17 protein-coding genes are annotated in these 16274 nt (G+C 66.3%); 10 read left to right on the top strand and 7 right to left on the bottom strand.

Going from position 1 to position 16274, the window contains the following annotated elements; translation table 11 throughout:
* Positions 1 to 18: 18 nt before the first annotated feature.
* Positions 19 to 1155, bottom strand: a complete 1137-nt coding sequence (locus AC1DNF_RS12760) for an iron-containing alcohol dehydrogenase (protein ID WP_478148963.1) — start codon at positions 1153 to 1155, stop codon at positions 19 to 21.
* A 110-nt stretch (positions 1156 to 1265) separates the two neighbouring features.
* Between AC1DNF_RS12760 and AC1DNF_RS12755 the strand changes: the two genes are divergently transcribed.
* The 3 genes from AC1DNF_RS12755 to AC1DNF_RS12745 all read left to right on the top strand — a co-directional run bounded on the left by AC1DNF_RS12755 (position 1266) and on the right by AC1DNF_RS12745 (position 3907).
* The gene (locus AC1DNF_RS12755; protein ID WP_478148962.1) at positions 1266 to 2201 is read left to right on the top strand and encodes an alpha/beta hydrolase; all 936 of its coding nucleotides are present in this window, start codon (positions 1266 to 1268) and stop codon (positions 2199 to 2201) included.
* Positions 2198 to 3067, top strand: a complete 870-nt coding sequence (locus AC1DNF_RS12750; protein WP_478148961.1) for a YbgC/FadM family acyl-CoA thioesterase — start codon at positions 2198 to 2200, stop codon at positions 3065 to 3067. Before AC1DNF_RS12755 ends, AC1DNF_RS12750 begins: the two co-directional genes overlap by 4 nt.
* Positions 3068 to 3178: 111 nt before the next feature.
* Positions 3179 to 3907 carry an alpha/beta fold hydrolase gene (locus AC1DNF_RS12745; RefSeq protein WP_478148960.1) on the top strand — a complete coding sequence of 243 codons (729 nt, stop codon included), beginning with the start codon at positions 3179 to 3181 and terminating at the stop codon, positions 3905 to 3907.
* A 15-nt stretch (positions 3908 to 3922) separates the two neighbouring features.
* Here AC1DNF_RS12745 and ygfZ read toward each other — a convergent pair whose 3' ends face one another.
* The gene (gene ygfZ / locus AC1DNF_RS12740) at positions 3923 to 4846 is read right to left on the bottom strand and encodes a CAF17-like 4Fe-4S cluster assembly/insertion protein YgfZ (RefSeq protein WP_478148959.1); all 924 of its coding nucleotides are present in this window, start codon (positions 4844 to 4846) and stop codon (positions 3923 to 3925) included.
* A gap of 93 nt (positions 4847 to 4939) precedes the next feature.
* Between ygfZ and mltG the strand changes: the two genes are divergently transcribed.
* The 7 genes from mltG to AC1DNF_RS12705 all read left to right on the top strand — a co-directional run bounded on the left by mltG (position 4940) and on the right by AC1DNF_RS12705 (position 10773).
* A complete protein-coding gene (gene mltG, locus AC1DNF_RS12735) occupies positions 4940 to 5959 on the top strand; it encodes an endolytic transglycosylase MltG (protein WP_478148958.1) in 1020 nt (339 codons plus the stop codon).
* Complete coding sequence (gene tmk, locus AC1DNF_RS12730) at positions 5956 to 6615, top strand: dTMP kinase (RefSeq protein ID WP_478148957.1); 660 nt, start codon at positions 5956 to 5958, stop codon at positions 6613 to 6615. The genes mltG and tmk overlap by 4 nt, the downstream gene beginning before the upstream one ends.
* Entirely contained in the window at positions 6612 to 7634 is a 1023-nt protein-coding gene (locus AC1DNF_RS12725) for a DNA polymerase III subunit delta' (RefSeq protein WP_478148956.1), read from the top strand. Before tmk ends, AC1DNF_RS12725 begins: the two co-directional genes overlap by 4 nt.
* Entirely contained in the window at positions 7631 to 8005 is a 375-nt protein-coding gene (locus AC1DNF_RS12720; protein WP_478148955.1) for a PilZ domain-containing protein, read from the top strand. The genes AC1DNF_RS12725 and AC1DNF_RS12720 overlap by 4 nt, the downstream gene beginning before the upstream one ends.
* Positions 8006 to 8090: 85 nt before the next feature.
* The gene (locus AC1DNF_RS12715; protein WP_478148954.1) at positions 8091 to 8900 is read left to right on the top strand and encodes a TatD family hydrolase; all 810 of its coding nucleotides are present in this window, start codon (positions 8091 to 8093) and stop codon (positions 8898 to 8900) included.
* Positions 8894 to 9556 carry an ankyrin repeat domain-containing protein gene (locus AC1DNF_RS12710; protein WP_478148953.1) on the top strand — a complete coding sequence of 221 codons (663 nt, stop codon included), beginning with the start codon at positions 8894 to 8896 and terminating at the stop codon, positions 9554 to 9556. The genes AC1DNF_RS12715 and AC1DNF_RS12710 overlap by 7 nt, the downstream gene beginning before the upstream one ends.
* Before the next feature lie 245 nt (positions 9557 to 9801).
* Positions 9802 to 10773: a LysR substrate-binding domain-containing protein gene (locus tag AC1DNF_RS12705; protein WP_478148952.1), complete on the top strand. Its 972-nt coding sequence runs from the start codon at positions 9802 to 9804 to the stop codon at positions 10771 to 10773.
* Here the strand turns inward: AC1DNF_RS12705 and dmpG are convergent.
* The 5 genes from dmpG to AC1DNF_RS12680 all read right to left on the bottom strand — a co-directional run bounded on the left by dmpG (position 10770) and on the right by AC1DNF_RS12680 (position 16207).
* Positions 10770 to 11825 carry a 4-hydroxy-2-oxovalerate aldolase gene (dmpG, locus tag AC1DNF_RS12700; protein ID WP_478148951.1) on the bottom strand — a complete coding sequence of 352 codons (1056 nt, stop codon included), beginning with the start codon at positions 11823 to 11825 and terminating at the stop codon, positions 10770 to 10772. The two genes, AC1DNF_RS12705 and dmpG, sit on opposite strands and share 4 nt — an antisense overlap.
* A gap of 16 nt (positions 11826 to 11841) precedes the next feature.
* Positions 11842 to 12798 carry an acetaldehyde dehydrogenase (acetylating) gene (locus AC1DNF_RS12695; protein ID WP_478148950.1) on the bottom strand — a complete coding sequence of 319 codons (957 nt, stop codon included), beginning with the start codon at positions 12796 to 12798 and terminating at the stop codon, positions 11842 to 11844.
* 38 nt (positions 12799 to 12836) lie between these two features.
* Positions 12837 to 13652 carry a 2-keto-4-pentenoate hydratase gene (gene mhpD, locus AC1DNF_RS12690; protein WP_478148949.1) on the bottom strand — a complete coding sequence of 272 codons (816 nt, stop codon included), beginning with the start codon at positions 13650 to 13652 and terminating at the stop codon, positions 12837 to 12839.
* Between the two features lie 51 nt (positions 13653 to 13703).
* A complete protein-coding gene (locus AC1DNF_RS12685) occupies positions 13704 to 15587 on the bottom strand; it encodes a TRAP transporter large permease (RefSeq protein ID WP_478148948.1) in 1884 nt (627 codons plus the stop codon).
* A gap of 92 nt (positions 15588 to 15679) precedes the next feature.
* Positions 15680 to 16207: a PPC domain-containing DNA-binding protein gene (locus AC1DNF_RS12680; RefSeq protein WP_478148947.1), complete on the bottom strand. Its 528-nt coding sequence runs from the start codon at positions 16205 to 16207 to the stop codon at positions 15680 to 15682.
* Positions 16208 to 16274: the final 67 nt, after the last annotated feature.

Genomic DNA, 16274 nt, shown 5'->3' with positions numbered 1-16274 from the left:
CGGAAGCCCGACCGGGACTTACATCGACTGTTCGAGCATCCGCCGATAGTCGTCCCGTGTTGCCAGTCGCGGATTGGTCTTGTGGCAATGGTCGGCCATCGCACCGTCGATCACCTTCTCGAAGATGTCCCGGGTGACGCCGACTTCGCCCAGCCCCTTGGGCAGGCCGAGCCGCGCGTTCATGTCGCGGATCGCGTCGCCCAGGTCGCCGGCCGAGTCGAGGTGCATCGCCTGCGCCATCCGCTGCAGGCGCTGCTCCCGCTGTACCGATTCGGCCCTTGCATTGAAGCCGATGACGGCAGGCAGGAAAAGGGCGTTGAGCGTGCCGTGGTGCAGGCGCGGGTCGACGCCGCCCAGGCTGTGGCTGAGCGAATGCACGCAGCCCAGCCCCTTCTGGAAGGCCATCGCGCCCTCCATCGATGCGCTCATGAGGTTGAGCCGCGCCTCGCGGTCGCTGCCATCCCTGGTCGCGCGCTCGATGTGGCCCCAGGCCCGTTCGAGGCCGTCCAGGCCGATGCCGTCGGCCGGCGGGTTGAAGGCGGCCGACATGAAGGTTTCCATGCAATGCGCGATCGCGTCCATGCCGGTGGCGGCCGTCAGCCTGGGCGGCAGGCCGAGCGTGAGTTCCGGGTCGCAGATGGCGGCCTTGGGCATCAGGAACCAGCTGTGGAAGCCGAGCTTGCGGTGATCGTCGACGATCACGATGGCGCCGCGCGCCACCTCGCTGCCGGTGCCGCTGGTGGTCGGCACGGCGATGAGCGGGGCCACGCGGTCGGTGATCTTCGGCGAACCGCCTTCGATGGTCGCGTAGGTCTTGAGCGGTCCCTCGTGCGTCGCCGCGATGGCGACGCCCTTGGCGCAGTCGATGGCCGAGCCGCCGCCGACGGCGATCAGGCCGTCGCAGCGCCGCTCGCGGTAGATCGCGGCCGCCGCGCGCACGGCGGCTTCGGTGGGGTTGGAAGGCGTCTGGTCGAACACGGCCGCCGGCAAGTCGCCCAGCGCGTCGAGCGCTTTTTGCAGGATGCCGGCGGCCCGCACGCCCGCATCGGTCACGACCAGCGGCCTGGTGATGCCGATGCGGTCGCATTCGCCGCGAAGCAGCTGGATGGCGCCAAAGTCGAACTGGATCTGGGTGAGGTACTGGATGAGAGCCATGGGGTGATGTGCGGACGGTACGATGCGGGCCTTCGAATCTAGCAAGCGCGGACCACCTTGGACACTCAGAAAACCCTTGTCACTGTCACCTCCGGCATAGGCAGGCCGCGATGACACACCTCACGCCCAAGATGGCCGGCGTGGTCGACCGCATGGCGCGCGCCGGGCATCCACCCCTCCATACGCTCTCTCCCGCGAAGGCCAAGGCAGCCTATGAAAAGGGCGCCGGCGTGCTCGAGGTGCCCAAGCCGGCGCTGGAGCGCATCGACGATTTCACGCTGCCCGCGCGCGACGGACATGCGCTTCCCGTGCGGCTCTATGCGCCTTCGCATGAAGTGTTGCCGGTGCTGATGTACTTTCATGGCGGAGGCTTCACTGTCGGCAGCATTGCCACGCATGACACGCTGTGCCGTGTCCTGAGCCTGAAGAGCGGCTGCGCGGTGATCTCGGTGGACTATCGGCTGGCCCCCGAACACAAGTTTCCGACGGCGTCGAACGACGCATGGGATGCCTTGTCGCACCTGGCGACGAACGCGGGCCGATGGGGCCTGGACGGCACGCGCCTCGCGGTCGGCGGCGACAGCGCGGGCGGCACGCTGGCGGCGGTGTGCGCCATCCTCGCGCGCGACGCCGGGCTTGCCCTGGCGCTGCAGCTTCTCATCTATCCGGGCATGGCGGCCCATCAGGACACGCCCTCGCATCGGCGCCTTGCCAACGGCCCCTTGCTGACAGAGCCACTCATCAGCTGGTTCTTCGGCCTCTACGTGCGCTCGCGCGACGAGCGCAACGACTGGCGCTTCGCGCCGCTCAATGCGGACGACGTCGAAGGCGTCGCGCCGGCATGGATCGGGCTGGCCGAATGCGATCCGCTGGTCGACGAAGGCATCGCCTACGCTGACAAGCTTCGCGCCGCGGGCGTGGCCGTGGACCTCGAGATCTACCGCGGCGTGATCCACGAATTCATCAAGATGGGCCGCGCCGTGCCCGAGGCGTTGCAGGCACAGGCCGACGCAGCGCGCGCACTGAAGGAGGCCTTGCAGCCATGACCGAGACCCACCAGCGAGCCGAGTTCCGCTTCTTCCATCGCCTGCGCGTGCGCTGGGCCGAAGTCGACATGCAGAAGATCGTGTTCAACGCGCACTATCTGATGTATTTCGACACCGCCATCTCCGACTACTGGCGCGCCCTGGCGCTCCCCTATGAGGATGCGATGCGGCAGCTCGAGGGCGACTTGTACGTGCGCAAGGCCACGATCGAGTTCAACGCCTCGGCGCGGGTAGACGACATGCTCGACGTCGGCATGAAATGCGTTCGGGTGGGCAACTCGTCGATCCAGTTCCTCGGCGGGCTGTTTCGCGGCGATGAACTCCTGGTGAGCTGCGAGCTGGTTTATGTGTTCGCCGACCCCGCGACGCAAACGTCCAGGCCCGTCCCGCCGCTGCTGCGCGAGATCTTCACGGCCTACGAAGCTGGCGAATCGATGTGTGAAATCATCACGGGCAGCTGGGCTCGACTCGGCGATGGTGCCGGCGCCGTGCGCCGGAAGGTCTTCATCGAGGAGCAACGCATTCCTGAAGAGATGGAATGGGACGAGGACGACGCCACCGCGGTGCATGCTGTCACGCGCAACCGGCTCGGGCAGGTGATCGCGACCGGGCGCCTGGTTGTCGAAGCGCCGGGGCTGGGACGAATCGGCCGCGTGGCGGTACACCGGGGCATGCGCAGCGGCGGCCATGGCGCCGCCCTGCTGCATGCCCTGGAGGCTGTGGCGAAGGCGCGCGGCGACAGCGCGGTGACCTTGCATGCGCAGCGCAGTGCCGAGGCGTTCTATGCCCGGCTGGGCTACGCGCCGCATGGCGAGCCTTTCGAGGAAGCGGGCATCGTGCACGTCGAGATGCGACGGTTGATCTAGGTCGCCCTCGGCACGCGAGAGCGCGGCCCCCTGCAGCCGGGAATACCCGATGGCAGCGCGTGCGGTCCGCAACCACCATGGCTGTCCCCGAAGCTTCTGGAGGATTCAGCGATGGCGAACTTTGTTCTGGTTCATGGCGCCTGGCATGGCGGCTGGTGCTACCGCGAGACCGCCCAGGCACTGCGCGCGGCCGGGCACACGGTGTTCACGCCCACCCACACCGGCCTCGGCGAGCGTTCCCACCAGGCGGCGCAGGACATCACCCTGGAGACCCATATCCGCGATGTCTGCGGCTGCATCGAATGGGAAGAACTGCAGGACGTGATCCTGGTGGGCCATTCTTACGGCGGCATGGTCATCACCGGTGTCGCGGACCGGATGAGCGACAAGGTGCGCACGCTCGTCTATCTCGACGCCTTCGTGCCGGAGCATGGCGATTCGTTGACGGGTCTGCTGTCCAAGGCGCTCGTGCCTGAAGTGGCGGCGCAGTTTCTCGGCGCTTTTCGCGGCACCGCCCTGGAGGGCCATTCGGGATTGATGCAACCGATCTCCGCGGAGATGTTCAACATCGCGCAGGCCAATCGGGCGCGCGTCGATCGGTTGTGCCGACCGCAGGCGCTTGCGACCTTCGAGATGCCCCTGCTTCTGACCGGTGCCGCGGACAAGGTTGCCGAGCGGCTCTACATTCTCGCGGACGGCTGGGACCCCAGCCCGTTCCGCTACTTCGCCGCCAAGCTTGAAAGCGCCCCCGGCTGGCACCTGGTCAAGCTGCCGAGCAGCCACGACGTGATGGTCGACATGCCGAAGGAGCTGGCGGCGGAACTGCTGAAGCTGGCCTGAGCGCAGGTTCGACGTTCAGATGTCCTCGAGCAGCGCGTAAGGCAGGGGCTCGACAGTGAGCGGGGGGCCGTCCGCGGCGCCCGCATGCAGGCCGCCCGCATCGATCGCGGCAATCTGGATGGAGATCAGCGCCGACCATCCACCGTTGGGCGCCGCCGCAGCCTGCGCCACGGTGCCGACGGGCTGTTCAGCGTCATTGCCGGCAAAGACTTCCTGACCGGCCTCGAGCGGCGCATCCGCCTGCACAAGGTAGGTACGCCGCTTCAGCGTGCCGCGGAACTGGCTGCGCGCCACCACTTCCTGCCCCGGATAGCAGCCCTTCTTGAAGTTCACGCCGCCGACGGATTCGTAATTGATCATCTGAGGAACGAAGGCTTCCACCACCGGGGTGGTCAGCGTCACGATTCCGCTGCGCACCTCGCTCCAGGGCCAGAGCGCCGGATCGAGCGCGGCACCTTGGGGTGGGGGACTGCCGGCCGGCGCGATCCACAACGCGCGGGGAACGCCGTCCGACGGGTACAGCGTGACCATGCTGGCGTCTCCGACCGCGATGCGCAGCCCCGGGGGCGCCCCCGCATCGACCCCATTGGCGGTCAGTGCGGAGCCGGCCAACCCGTGAAGCACGAACTCGTCGCTGGCGTCGCTCAGCTTGACCTTGGCGCGCAGCACGTACATCGAGAGCCGCTTCACCGTGGCCGCGAGGATGTCGCGGCTGCAGACCAGCAGCACACGGTCGGATTCAGGGCGAATGCCGATGAAACTGGCGATCACCCGCCCCTTGGCCGAGCAGAGCGCGGCCAGGCGAGCCTCGGAAGGACCGAGCAGGGCGAAGTCCTGGGTCAGTTGGCCGTTGAGAAAGTTCGCGGCATCGGGACCCTCGGCGCGGATCACGCCGAGGTGGGAGAGGGCAGTTACGCCATTCAGAGCGGCTGGGGTCATCGCTGAATTATCATGGCCCGCTGAGTTCCGCTCGTCCCGCAGGGCTTCCCTTTTCTTCATCGCTTCTCCCTCTCGCCTCCTTCCACCGGATCCGTGCGCCGCTTCTTTCTCACGCTCTTTCTTCTTGCCGCGCTGGTCGCGCTGGGCCTTGGCGCGGCTGGGCTCTGGTGGGTGCATCAGCCGCTCAAGCTGCCTGCGCCTTCGGTCGACCTCTCGGTCGAGCCCGGCACGACGCCTCGCGGGGTCGCGCAGGCTGTCGCCGACACGGGCACCGCTGTCCCGCCGCAATTGCTGTACCTGTGGTTCCGGTTGTCGGGTCAGGACCGGCAGATACGCGCCGGCAGCTATGAGCTGGAGCAGGGCGTCACACCGCGTCTGTTGCTGAACATGCTGGTGCGAGGCGAAGAAGCGACGCGCAGCGTGGTACTGGTCGAGGGATGGAACTTCCGCCAGGTGCGTGCCGCCTTGGCGAAGGCAGATCAATTGAAACCCGAGACGATCGGGCAGACCGACGAAGAGGTGATGGACAGGCTCGGAAAGCCCGGCCTCCACCCGGAGGGGCGCTTCTTCCCGGACACCTATACCTACTCCAAGGGCTCGACGGACGTTGCGCTCCTGCAACGCGCCATGCGCGCCATGGACAAGAAGCTCGAGGCCGCGTGGGCCGCTCGCGCCTCGAATCTGCCCCTCAAGACGGCCGATGAGGCGCTTATTCTGGCAAGCATTGTCGAAAAGGAGACGGGCAAGGCCAATGACCGCCCGGAAGTGGCCGCGGTCTTCGTGAATCGGCTGCGCGCCGGAATGCCACTGCAGACCGATCCGACCGTCATCTACGGCCTCGGCCCGCGCTTCGACGGGAATCTGCGCAAGAAGGATCTCCAGACCGACACGCCATGGAACACCTATACGCGCGGCGGCCTGCCGCCCACGCCCATCGCGATGCCGGGCAAGGCCGCGCTGATGGCGGCTGTGCAGCCTGCGCAGAGCAAGTCACTCTATTTTGTTTCGCGCGGCGACGGATCCAGCCAGTTCAGCAGTTCGCTGGATGAGCACAACCGTGCGGTGAACCGGTATCAACGCGGCGTCGAGCCGAATCAGCGGAGCGGGCAATGAAGGGTTTGTTCCTGACGCTCGAGGGGATCGATGGCGCCGGCAAGTCCAGCCATATCGATGCGCTCGAAGCCCTCTTCACGGCGCAGGGCCGTCGGGTCACGCGTACGCGCGAGCCCGGGGGCACGCCGTTGGCCGAAACGCTGCGCACGCTGATTCTCGAACAGGCGATGGACCCGCTGACCGAATCCCTGATGGTGTTCGCGGCAAGGCGGGATCACATCGTGCGCGTGATCGAGCCCGCACTGGCGCGCGGCGATATCGTGTTGTGCGATCGCTTCACGGATGCGACCTTCGCCTACCAGGGCGCCGGAAGGGCATTCGACCTCGAGGTGCTTTCCACGCTGGAGCGATGGGTCCAGGCGGAGGAGGGCGCTCCGGCCGGCAAGCTGCTGCAACCTGACATCACCCTGTGGTTCGACTTGTCGCCGGAGGCGGCGGCCGAGCGGCTGGCGGGGGCTCGCGTGCCGGACAGGTTCGAGTCCCAGCCGGTTGAATTCTTCCGACGTGTCGCGGCCGGCTACGCGACGCGAGCGGCCGGATCGAAGCGCTTCATTCGCATCGACGCGAGCCGCTCGCGCGACCAGGTCTGGCAGCAGATCGAGGTGGCTCTGAGGGATCGCGGCATGGTCGCGCAGCAAAGGGGGAACACATCATGACAGCGGCGGAATTGTCCCCCTGGCTTCGCAAGCCGCTGGTGGACCTGCTGCGCCAGCGTGGCCACGCCTGGCTGCTGCAAGGCCCGTCTGGTCTCGGGCAGTATGAGCTCGGCCTCGCACTCGCCGCCGCATGGCTGTGCGAGCAGCCCGAGGGCGCAAGCAAAGAGGGCGCCTGTGGCCAATGCCCCAGTTGCCATGCCATCCGGGTGCGCACCCATGCGGATCTGTGTGTGCTCATGCCTGAAGTCGCCATGCAGGAACTCGGCTGGCCGCTGGATGAAAAATCGCAGGCCGATATCGACGACAAGAAGCGCAAGCCCAGCCGGGAGATCCGTGTCGAGGCCATGCGCGATGCGGTGGGTTTTGCCCAGCGCACCAGTGCGCGCGGGCGTGGCAAGGCCATCCTCGTCTATCCGGCGGAGCGGATGAACACGATCACCGCCAATGCATTGCTGAAAACGCTGGAGGAGCCGGTTGGCGATGTGCGTTTCGTGCTCGCAAGCGAGGCGGCCTGGCAATTGCTGCCCACCATTCGAAGCCGCTGTCTCGGGTTCACGCTCCCTTGGCCGGGCGATGCCGAGGCGCGCGCCTGGCTGGTGGCGCAGGGTGTCCCTGCCGCCGACGCTCCTGCGCTGTTGCGTGCGGCCGGGGGCCGCCCGAGCGATGCGTTGAAGCTGGCCGGCCAGGGACAATCGCCCAAGGCCTGGGCCCTGTTGCCCAAGGCCATGTCCCGAGGCGACGTCGGCGCCCTGGCCGAACACGCACCCGCCCAAGCCATCGGCGTGCTGCAGAAGCTGTGCCATGACTTGATGGCCCGCAGCAGCGGCGCGGCACCGCGCTTTTTCGAACCCGAGGATCTGCCAGCGGCCGTTCCGTCGAAACTGGCACTTGCGCGCTGGTCGAAATCGCTCGCGAACGCGGCAAAAACCGCAGAACACCCCTTCAACGCGGGTCTCATGCTCGAAGCGCTTGTGAGCGAGGCGCGAACCACCCTAAACTCGTCGGCACCTCGCCCATGAACACACCAGTTGCACCCACACCCCCCGCACCGGCGCGGCCCAGCGTCATCCAGCTGGCCATCAAGGAAAAAGGGGCGCTCTATGCGGCGTACATCCCATTGTTCGCCGAAGGCGGGATCTTCATCCCGACGTCGCGCGAGTACCGGCTTGGCGATGACGTCTATGTGCTGCTGACGCTGCCGGAAGACCCGCAGCGCTATCCTGTGGCCGGAAAGGTGGCCTGGATCACGCCGGCGCGTGCGGCCGGCAACAGGGCGCCGGGCGTAGGCATCCGGTTCCCTGCCGACGACAAGTCGCGCCAGTTGAAGGCCCGCATCGAAGAGGCGCTGGGCGGCACGATGGCCTCCGACCGCCCGACCCAGACCATTTGAGTTTCGCGTCCGTCGTGGCGCGGACCGCACGCGGTGCGGGTGCACTGCCGTTTCAAGATGCCGTCAAACCCGGCGAAGTTCAGCGATGTTCACAGACTCTCACTGCCACCTGACTTTTCCCGAATTCGCGGACCAAATACCGCAGATTCGCGCTGCCATGGCTGCTGCGCAGGTCGACCGCGCGCTATGTATCTGCACCAAGCTGGAGGAGTTCGCCGAGGTTCAGGCACTCGCGGCGCGTTATGACAACTTCTGGGCCAGCGTGGGCGTGCATCCAGACAACGAGGACATCGCCGAGCCCACGGTCGAGGATCTTGTTCTGCGCTCGGCATTGCCCAAGGTGATCGCCATCGGGGAGACGGGGCTCGACTATTACCAGATGGAGGAACGCAAGGGCGGCAGGAGTATTTCGGACATGGAGTGGCAGCGCGAGCGCTTCCGCGTGCACATCAGAGCTGCACAGGCAACACGCAAGCCTCTGGTCATCCACACTCGCGAGGCTTCGGCCGACACTCTGGCCATACTGAAAGAAGCGGGCGAAGACGGCTCCGGAACGGCGGCTGGCGGCGTGTTCCACTGTTTCACCGAGACCGCCGAAGTCGCCCGCGCAGCGTTGGACCTGGGTTTCTACATCTCCTTCTCAGGCATCCTGACTTTCAAGAAGGCTCAGGAGCTGCGCGATGTGGCGGCTTTCGTGCCGCTTGATCGCATGCTCATCGAAACCGACAGCCCGTACCTGGCCCCGGTTCCTTATCGAGGCAAGACGAACAATCCGTCTTATGTGCCTTTTGTCGCCCAGCAGATTGCTCAATTGCGAAAGCTGCCCGTCGAGGCGATTGCACAAGCAACCAGCGCCAACTTCGAAGCCCTGTTTACAGGGGCAAGAACATGCTAATTCACCTTAAAAAGCTTCTCTATCTTATTGTTTGTTCTATTGTTTTTCCGGTGCATGCCGGTTCGTTTGATGACTTCTTCCGGGATGTCCGAAGCGACAATGCGAGCGGCGTCAAAGGCCTGCTGGATCGCGGATTTGACCCCAACACTCGCGATGCACAGGGGCAGACGGCACTGCTCATAGCCGTGCGCGAACCGTCGCCCAGAGTGGTCCAGGTCCTTCTTGACTCACCGAAGACCGAGGTCGAGACACGCAACGCGAAGGACGAGAGTCCGCTGATGCTGGCGGCGATCAAGGGCCAGCAAGACGTCGTGACCCGGTTGATCGCACGGGACGCCGACATCAACAAGCCAGGCTGGGCGCCGTTGCATTACGCCGCCACCGGTGGGCATGTGGCCATCATGAAGCAGCTCATCGACAACTATGCGTTCATCGATGCGCAGTCGCCCAACGGGACGACGCCGCTGATGATGGCCGCGATGTACGGCTCGACAGATGCCGTCAAATTGCTGCTGGACGAAGGCGCCGATCCGCTGATGAAGAACGACAAGAACATGACGGCTGCGGACTTCGCGCGGCGAGCCAACAGGCCTGATGCGGTGGCACTGATCGCTGCAGCGATCCGCGCGAAGAGACCCAGCGACGGCAAGTGGTGAGCCGTGGTTCGGATCCTTCGATTTTCTGACCACAATGTATATTATGTAAAATGAGAAATGCGATGCCACTGTGGCACACGCATGCGGGCGGCCGTGTCAGCCGAACGTCCGCGGCTCCATAGCCTTCCCCTCCTTCTCGGGCGCCTGGCTGGACCCTTCGACCCGGTACAACCCCCTGTGCGGACCTCGCGCGCCCTCGCTTAGCATGCAGCAGGAAGTGCACCGGGCAACGCCCGGGTTCAAAGATGGATCTGAAGCAACTGCAACTACTGGCGGACATCGTCGAGGCCGGCAGCCTCACCAAGGTCTGCGCCGCTCGAGGGGTCGCCCAGTCCGCACTCAGCAAGCAGATCGCCATGCTGGAACGAGACTTCGAAGCGAAGCTGTTCTATCGCACTGGCCGCGGCGTTGTGCTGACGGAGTTCGGGCAGAGCGTCATGCCGCGCGTCAAGGCGGTGCTCGCTGAATATGGTGGACTCAGGGATGAGATCCGCTCGCAGGCAGGCGTGCCGAGCGGGCCCGTCAGACTTGAGCTGCAGGCCTCGATCACGCAATCCCTGGTGGGCGAACTGTTTCGAAGGCTGCGGAGCGACTATCCGCGCGTCGAGCTCCGTCTGATGGAAGGCTTCTCGGGGCACATCGAGGACTCGCTCGCCAGCGGGCGTGCCGACATCGGTGTGCTGGCGCGCTATGGTTCGCACAGCTATCGCACCGACGAGGTCCTGAGGACGGACGAGCTCTACCTGGTGGGCCCGGCCGGAGACGCATTGACCGCCAGGCGCTCATGCCGCTTTGCCGAATTGGCGAATATCCCCCTCATTCTTCCCGGAGCGCCGGATGGGCTTCGGCCGATGCTGGCAGAGACCGCGAAGAAGCACGGCATCGGACTGAATGTTGCCATCGAGGTGGATTCGCTGACGGCCATGAAGGCCATCGTGGCTGGCGGCTCCGGCTACACGATCCTGACGCGGCAGGCGGTGCTCCCCGAGATCGAACTGCGGGAGCTGCAGGCCACCCTGATCGTCGACCCCACGCTGAGCCGAACGCTGGTGCTGGCCGCGAGCGCGCAACGTCCGCTGACTTCCGCCGGGCGCGTCGTCCTCGCCTTGATCCGAGAGCAGCTTTCCCGCGACAACGGTGAAGGCGACCACGAGCCCTGCCCTGGCGCCGCACGCGGCGCGCCCGACACCGTGCAGATCGCTTCCTTGCGCCGCTAGCCCGCCTCGCTCATGACGGGTTCGGGGTGCATCGATTGCTGCTCGGCGCGCTTGAGCAAGTCCAGGGCGACGTCGACGATCATGTCCTCCTGCCCGCCCACCATGCCGCGCCGGCCGAGTTCGACCAGGATGTCGACCGCCTTCAGCCCGTACTTCGCCGCCGCGAGCTCCGAGTGGCGCAGGAAGCTGGAGTACACCCCGGCGTAGCCCAGCGCCAGCGTCTCGCGGTCGACGCGCACCGGCCGGTCCTGCAGGGGACGGACGATGTCGTCTGCCGCGTCCATCAGCCGGAAGAGCTCGCATCCGTGGTTCCAACCCAGTCGATCCGCCGCCGCGATGAAAACCTCGAGCGGCGCATTGCCCGCCCCCGCGCCCATGCCGGCGAGACTGGCATCCACGCGATCGCAGCCCTCCTCGACCGCCACGATCGAATTGGCGACACCCAGGCTCATGTTGTGATGGGCATGCATGCCGGTCCGCGTCGCGGAATCCAGTACGTCCTTGAAGGCGCGGAAGCGGTCCCGCACGCCGTTCATGGTGAGCGCGCCGCCGGAGTCGACGACGTAGCAGCAGGTGGCGCCGTAGCTTTCCATCAGCTTGGCCTGTCTTGCGAGTTCCTGAGGCGAGGTCATGTGGCTCATCATCAGGAAGCCGGCGGTGTCCATTCCGAGGCTGCGCGCGTACTCGATGTGCTGCCTCGAGATGTCGGCTTCGGTGCAATGGGTCGCGATTCGCACCATTCGCGCGCCCGCGTCGTACGCCGCCTTGAGGTCATGGACGGTGCCGATGCCGGGCAGCAGGAGGGTCGCGATCTTCGCGTGCTTGACGACGGAGGCGACCGCCTCGATCCACTCGATGTCCGTGTGCGCGCCGAAGCCGTAGTTGAAGCTCGACCCCTGCAGTCCATCGCCATGGGCGACCTCGATCGAATCGACCTTCGCCTCGTCGAGCGCGCGGGCGATCTGCATGGCCTGAGCGATGCTGTACTGGTGCCGGACCGCATGGCTGCCGTCGCGCAGCGTGACGTCGGAAATGAAGAGTTTCTTGTTCATCGTGCTTCTCCGGAGTTCAGACGGCGACGCCGTCGGGCCGCCGTTGCGTTGCCATGCGTTCGGCCATGCGCTCGGCGGTCTTCAATGCGGCGCTGGTCATGATGTCGAGGTTGCCGGCATAGGCAGGCAGGTAGTGCGCCGCGCCCTCCACCTCGATGAAGATGCTGGTCTTCAGCCCGTCGAAACGGCCGACACCTGCGATGTTCAAGCCCTCCACGCGGTCGAACTGCACCTTCTGCTTGAGCCGGTAACCGGGTACGTACTGCCGTACCTGCGCGGCCATGCGATCGACCGATTCCGCGATCTCGTCCTGGCTGGCCACATCGCTGAGCGTGTAGACGGTGTCGCGCATCATCAAGGGCGGATCGGCGGGATTGAGCACGATGATGGCCTTCCCCCTGGTGGCGCCGCCCACGACCTCGATGGCTTTGGATGTGGTCTCGGTGAATTCGTCGATGTTGGCGCGCGTGCCGGGGCCGGCCGATTTGCTGGCGATGCTGGCGACGATCTCGGCGTAGTGCACCTTGGCGATGCGCGACACGGCGGCCACCATCGGAATGGTGGCCTGGCCGCCGCAGGTCACCATGTTGACGTTGGGCGCGTCGAGGTACCGGTCTCCGTTGACGGACGGGATGCAATAAGGCCCGATCGCCGCCGGCGTCAGGTCGATCATGCGGATGGCGGGCTTCAGCCCGCGCAGCAGGGTTTCGTTCTTCGCGTGCGCCGAAGCGCTGGTCGCGTCGAAGACGATGTCGATGTCCGGGAACACCGGCAGCTCCACCAGCCCCTGCACCCCCGCGTGAGTCGTGGCGACCCCCATGCGCGATGCGCGCGCCAGGCCGTCTGATGCGGGATCGATGCCGACCATCGCGGCGATCTCGATGCTGGCCGCGTTGCGCATGATCTTGATCATCAGATCCGTGCCGATGTTGCCGCTGCCGATGACGGCGGCTTTCAGTTTGCCCGAGGACATTTGTCGTTCTCCAGATAGTTCAAGGGTTGCCGGCGCGCTCAGGCGGCGAAGATCGTGCGCACGCTGCCGAGTCCGCCGATGGTCGTGTCGACGACGTCGCCGGCTTCGACCGCGACCATGGGGCCCAGGGCGCCGCTCATGATCACGTTGCCCTCCTTCAGGGGCCGGCCCACCTCGACCATCTTGCGTGCCAGCCAGAGCGCGGCGTTGAGCGGGTGCCCGAGGCAGGCCGCGCCCACGCCCGCCGACACCAGCTCGCCGCGGCGCTCCATGACCATGCCGCACAGGCGCAAGTCCAGTTGATCGAGAGTCCGGGGCTCCGTGCCGAGCGCGTAGAGGCCGGACGAGGCGTTGTCGGCGATGGTGTCGATGAGCTTGATGTCCCATCGGGCGATGCGGCTGCCGACGATCTCCACCGCGGGCAGCACGTACGCGACCGCCGACACGAGCTGCGCGAAGGTCAACTGCTCCGCGTCCAGGTCGCGGCGCAGCACGATGGCAATCTCCGCCTCGACCTTGGGTTGGAGCACGCGCCTCAATGCGATCTCCTCGCCCGGGCCGATCTCCATGTCGGCGTACAGCATGCCGAAGTCCGGGGCGTCGACGCCCAGCTGCTGCTGCACCGACCTGGATGTCAGGCCGATCTTGCGCCCGACGATGCGTCGGCCATGCTCGACACGATGGCGCGTGTTGAGTTCCTGGACGGCGTATGCGGCTTCCGCCCCGCCGTGCAGCAGCTCGTCGCGCACCGGTGCGATCGCGACGCCGGTCCTCTCGGCCTCACGGATCCGGGCGGCAATGCGCTCGATGAGCCCCGTGTCGGGCGTGTGGTCGGCATGGTCTTCTGGCTTCATAAATCTCCTTGTCGATGCGTATGGATCGGCCCCTGGCGCGGACGGCGAAAGTCAGCCCAGGAATCCGATGGAAATCCACGGGAACAGCGCCACCAGGACGGTCCCCACGAGCAGGGCCAGCATGTAGCCGGCGATGGGGCGGATGCCTTGGCTCGGACTGATGCGGCTGATGGCGCAGGCCGCGTAGTAGCCGACACCGAAGGGCGGCGCGAACAGCCCGATGCCCATGGCCAGCACCACCACCATCGCGTACTGCACGTCATGCACGCCGAGCTGCTTGGCGATGGGGAACAGCAGCGGTCCGAAGAGGACGATCGCCGGAATGCCTTCGAGCACACTGCCGAGGACGACGAACGCGGCGATGGATACCGCAAGAAATCCGGCCGTGCCGCCCGGCAGGTGGGTCATGGCATCGGCGAGCTGGCGTGAGAATCCGGACTGCGTCAGGGACCAGGCCATGCCCGTGGCCGCGCCGATGATCAGGAGGATGGCGCCCGAGAGCGCAGCCGTCTCCACCAGCGCCGGCCAGAGCCGCCGCCAGTCGAACCTGCGGTAGACAAGGATGCCGACGGCCATCGAGTAGACGATGCCGATGGTGGAGACTTCGGTGGCCGTGGCCACGCCTTCGATCACCGCGGCGCGGATCACGAAGGGCAAGGCCAGGGCGGGCGCGGCAAACAGGAACAAGCGGCCGACCCGCGCCCAGCCCACGCGTGCGGCCACGACGCATCGCGTGAACCGGTTGCGCCACCAGACCACCAGGCAGAGCATGAGGGCCAGCACGACGCCGGGCAGCATGCCGCCGGTGAACAGATCCGCGATCGAGATGCCGGTGACGGAGCCGATGGTGATGAGCACGAGGCTCGGCGGAATGGTCTCGGTCTGCGCACCTGAAGCGGACAGCAGCGCCACCATTTCGCCCTCCTCCGCGCCCCGCCGTTTCATCTCGGGAAACAGGACTGGGGCGACAGCGGCCATGTCCGCCGCCTTGGAGCCGGAAATGCCCGACACGAGGTACATCGCGCCGATCAGCACGTACGACAGCCCTCCCCGCACATGCCCCAGCAGGCTGGCCAGGAACTCGACCATGGCCTTGGCCATCGAGGTCATCTCGAGCAGCACGCCGAGGAACACGAACAGCGGCACCGCCAGCAGGATCAGGTGCGACATGCCCTCGTCCATGCGGCCGATGACCACGACGGTGGGCGTCGATGTCGTCAGGGCGAGGTAGCCGAAAGTCGCCAGGCCGAAGGCGAACGCGATCGGCACGCCGGCGAAGACCAGAAGCGCCACGATGCCCACGAAGAAGATGAGAAGGTTGAGGTTGCCGAGCTGCGCCAGCAGCGGCTGCAGGAGGACAAGACCGCCGACCAGCGCGGCCACGCCGATGACGGCAGCCGCGACGTGCCTGCGTTGCGGATGACCGAGCAGCCGCACGATGGCGATGGCAAGAATCAACACGACCCCGATCGGCAAGGCCGCGGCGCGCCAGATGTTGGAGATATCGAGGGCCGGCAGCGTGACCATCATCTCGTCGCTCGCGAACTCACAGGCGGGGTGCGCGATGAGGACGAGGTAGGTGGCCGCGGCAACCACCGCGACAAGATCGAGGAAGACGCGCAACCGTGGCGACGCCTTGTCCACGAGCGCAGTCATCCGCATGTGGCCTCCACGGCGGAATGCCACGGCTGCGCCCAGCATGGCCAGCCACAGAAAGAGGATGGAAGCCAGCTCGTCGGACCAGATGAGGGGCTGGTGAAACACGTAGCGGCTCGCCACCCCGGCAAAGAGAACGCAGATCTCCGCCAGCACCAGCAGGGCTGCGGGCACTTCGGTGATCCAGCCCAGGAGCCGGTCTGCCTGCCGCGCCCAGCCGGAAGGGATCGGCCCTGCATCGCCGGGGGCGCCACCGTCCTCGCCGCCGGGGGGCGTCACTCCGCGCCCTCGCGAGCCATGGGACGGGGCGCGGGACGTGCCCGCGGGCATCGGCAAGTAGGGGTAGGCATGGACATGACCGGCTCCGTCTCTTACTGGTGACCCGGGAGGCCGAGCACGTTGGCGCCGATCGCAGGATCCACGAACCTGTCGAGGCGATCAGGATGCAGCACCACCGTGATCTCCGACGAGCCGGTCCCCACCGTCAGGCCCAGCAGGTGCCCACCGCTGCCGATGAAGCTTCCATCCGTCACGATGCCGTGCGCGTGGATGGAAGGCTTGCCCTCTTTCCAGGCGATGGTGCCGGTCATGTTCGCCATCTCGACGTCCCTGAAGGTCTTCGGATCGAACACCTTGCGCTTGAAGTCGTAGAAGCCGAAAGTCGCTTCGTGCATGAACCCGATGCCGACGAAGCTGGCGCTCGGGATGTTCTCTGCCACCGCCAGCTTCTCCAGGTGGGCGATGACGTTGTCGCCGTTGCGCAGGACCATCAGGTAGCCGGTGGGCGTCTTGACGTATTTGCCCGTGAGGTCCTGGGCGCTCGCCGAGGCCGTGAACAAGAGGGCCGCGGCCGCTGTCAGCAGGCTGAGGCCGATGGATCTGAAGTGAAGGTTCTGCATGGTCGTTGTCTCTCTTGAGTTGTCTTTGCGGATAGCCGCGCGCGGCTCGCCCCGCCTCGCGGCGTCG

It is taken from the genome of Variovorax sp. 01T432 (assembly GCF_056398605.1).
The sequence above is the reverse complement of the archived record's forward strand: the minus strand, read 5'-3'. Positions and strand labels throughout refer to the sequence as shown.

Coding starts and splice junctions, on each gene's coding strand:
- AC1DNF_RS12680 (WP_478148947.1), bottom strand. CDS start 16,207: ATGCAGAACCTTCACTTCAGATCCATCGGCCTCAGCCTGCTGACAGCG.
- dmpG (WP_478148951.1), bottom strand. CDS start 11,825: ATGAACAAGAAACTCTTCATTTCCGACGTCACGCTGCGCGACGGCAGC.
- tmk (WP_478148957.1), top strand. CDS start 5,956: ATGAAGGGTTTGTTCCTGACGCTCGAGGGGATCGATGGCGCCGGCAAG.
- mhpD (WP_478148949.1), bottom strand. CDS start 13,652: ATGAAGCCAGAAGACCATGCCGACCACACGCCCGACACGGGGCTCATC.
- AC1DNF_RS12715 (WP_478148954.1), top strand. CDS start 8,091: ATGTTCACAGACTCTCACTGCCACCTGACTTTTCCCGAATTCGCGGAC.
- ygfZ (WP_478148959.1), bottom strand. CDS start 4,846: ATGACCCCAGCCGCTCTGAATGGCGTAACTGCCCTCTCCCACCTCGGC.
- AC1DNF_RS12695 (WP_478148950.1), bottom strand. CDS start 12,798: ATGTCCTCGGGCAAACTGAAAGCCGCCGTCATCGGCAGCGGCAACATC.
- AC1DNF_RS12710 (WP_478148953.1), top strand. CDS start 8,894: ATGCTAATTCACCTTAAAAAGCTTCTCTATCTTATTGTTTGTTCTATT.
- AC1DNF_RS12745 (WP_478148960.1), top strand. CDS start 3,179: ATGGCGAACTTTGTTCTGGTTCATGGCGCCTGGCATGGCGGCTGGTGC.
- AC1DNF_RS12705 (WP_478148952.1), top strand. CDS start 9,802: ATGGATCTGAAGCAACTGCAACTACTGGCGGACATCGTCGAGGCCGGC.
- AC1DNF_RS12725 (WP_478148956.1), top strand. CDS start 6,612: ATGACAGCGGCGGAATTGTCCCCCTGGCTTCGCAAGCCGCTGGTGGAC.
- AC1DNF_RS12720 (WP_478148955.1), top strand. CDS start 7,631: ATGAACACACCAGTTGCACCCACACCCCCCGCACCGGCGCGGCCCAGC.
- AC1DNF_RS12755 (WP_478148962.1), top strand. CDS start 1,266: ATGACACACCTCACGCCCAAGATGGCCGGCGTGGTCGACCGCATGGCG.
- AC1DNF_RS12760 (WP_478148963.1), bottom strand. CDS start 1,155: ATGGCTCTCATCCAGTACCTCACCCAGATCCAGTTCGACTTTGGCGCC.
- AC1DNF_RS12750 (WP_478148961.1), top strand. CDS start 2,198: ATGACCGAGACCCACCAGCGAGCCGAGTTCCGCTTCTTCCATCGCCTG.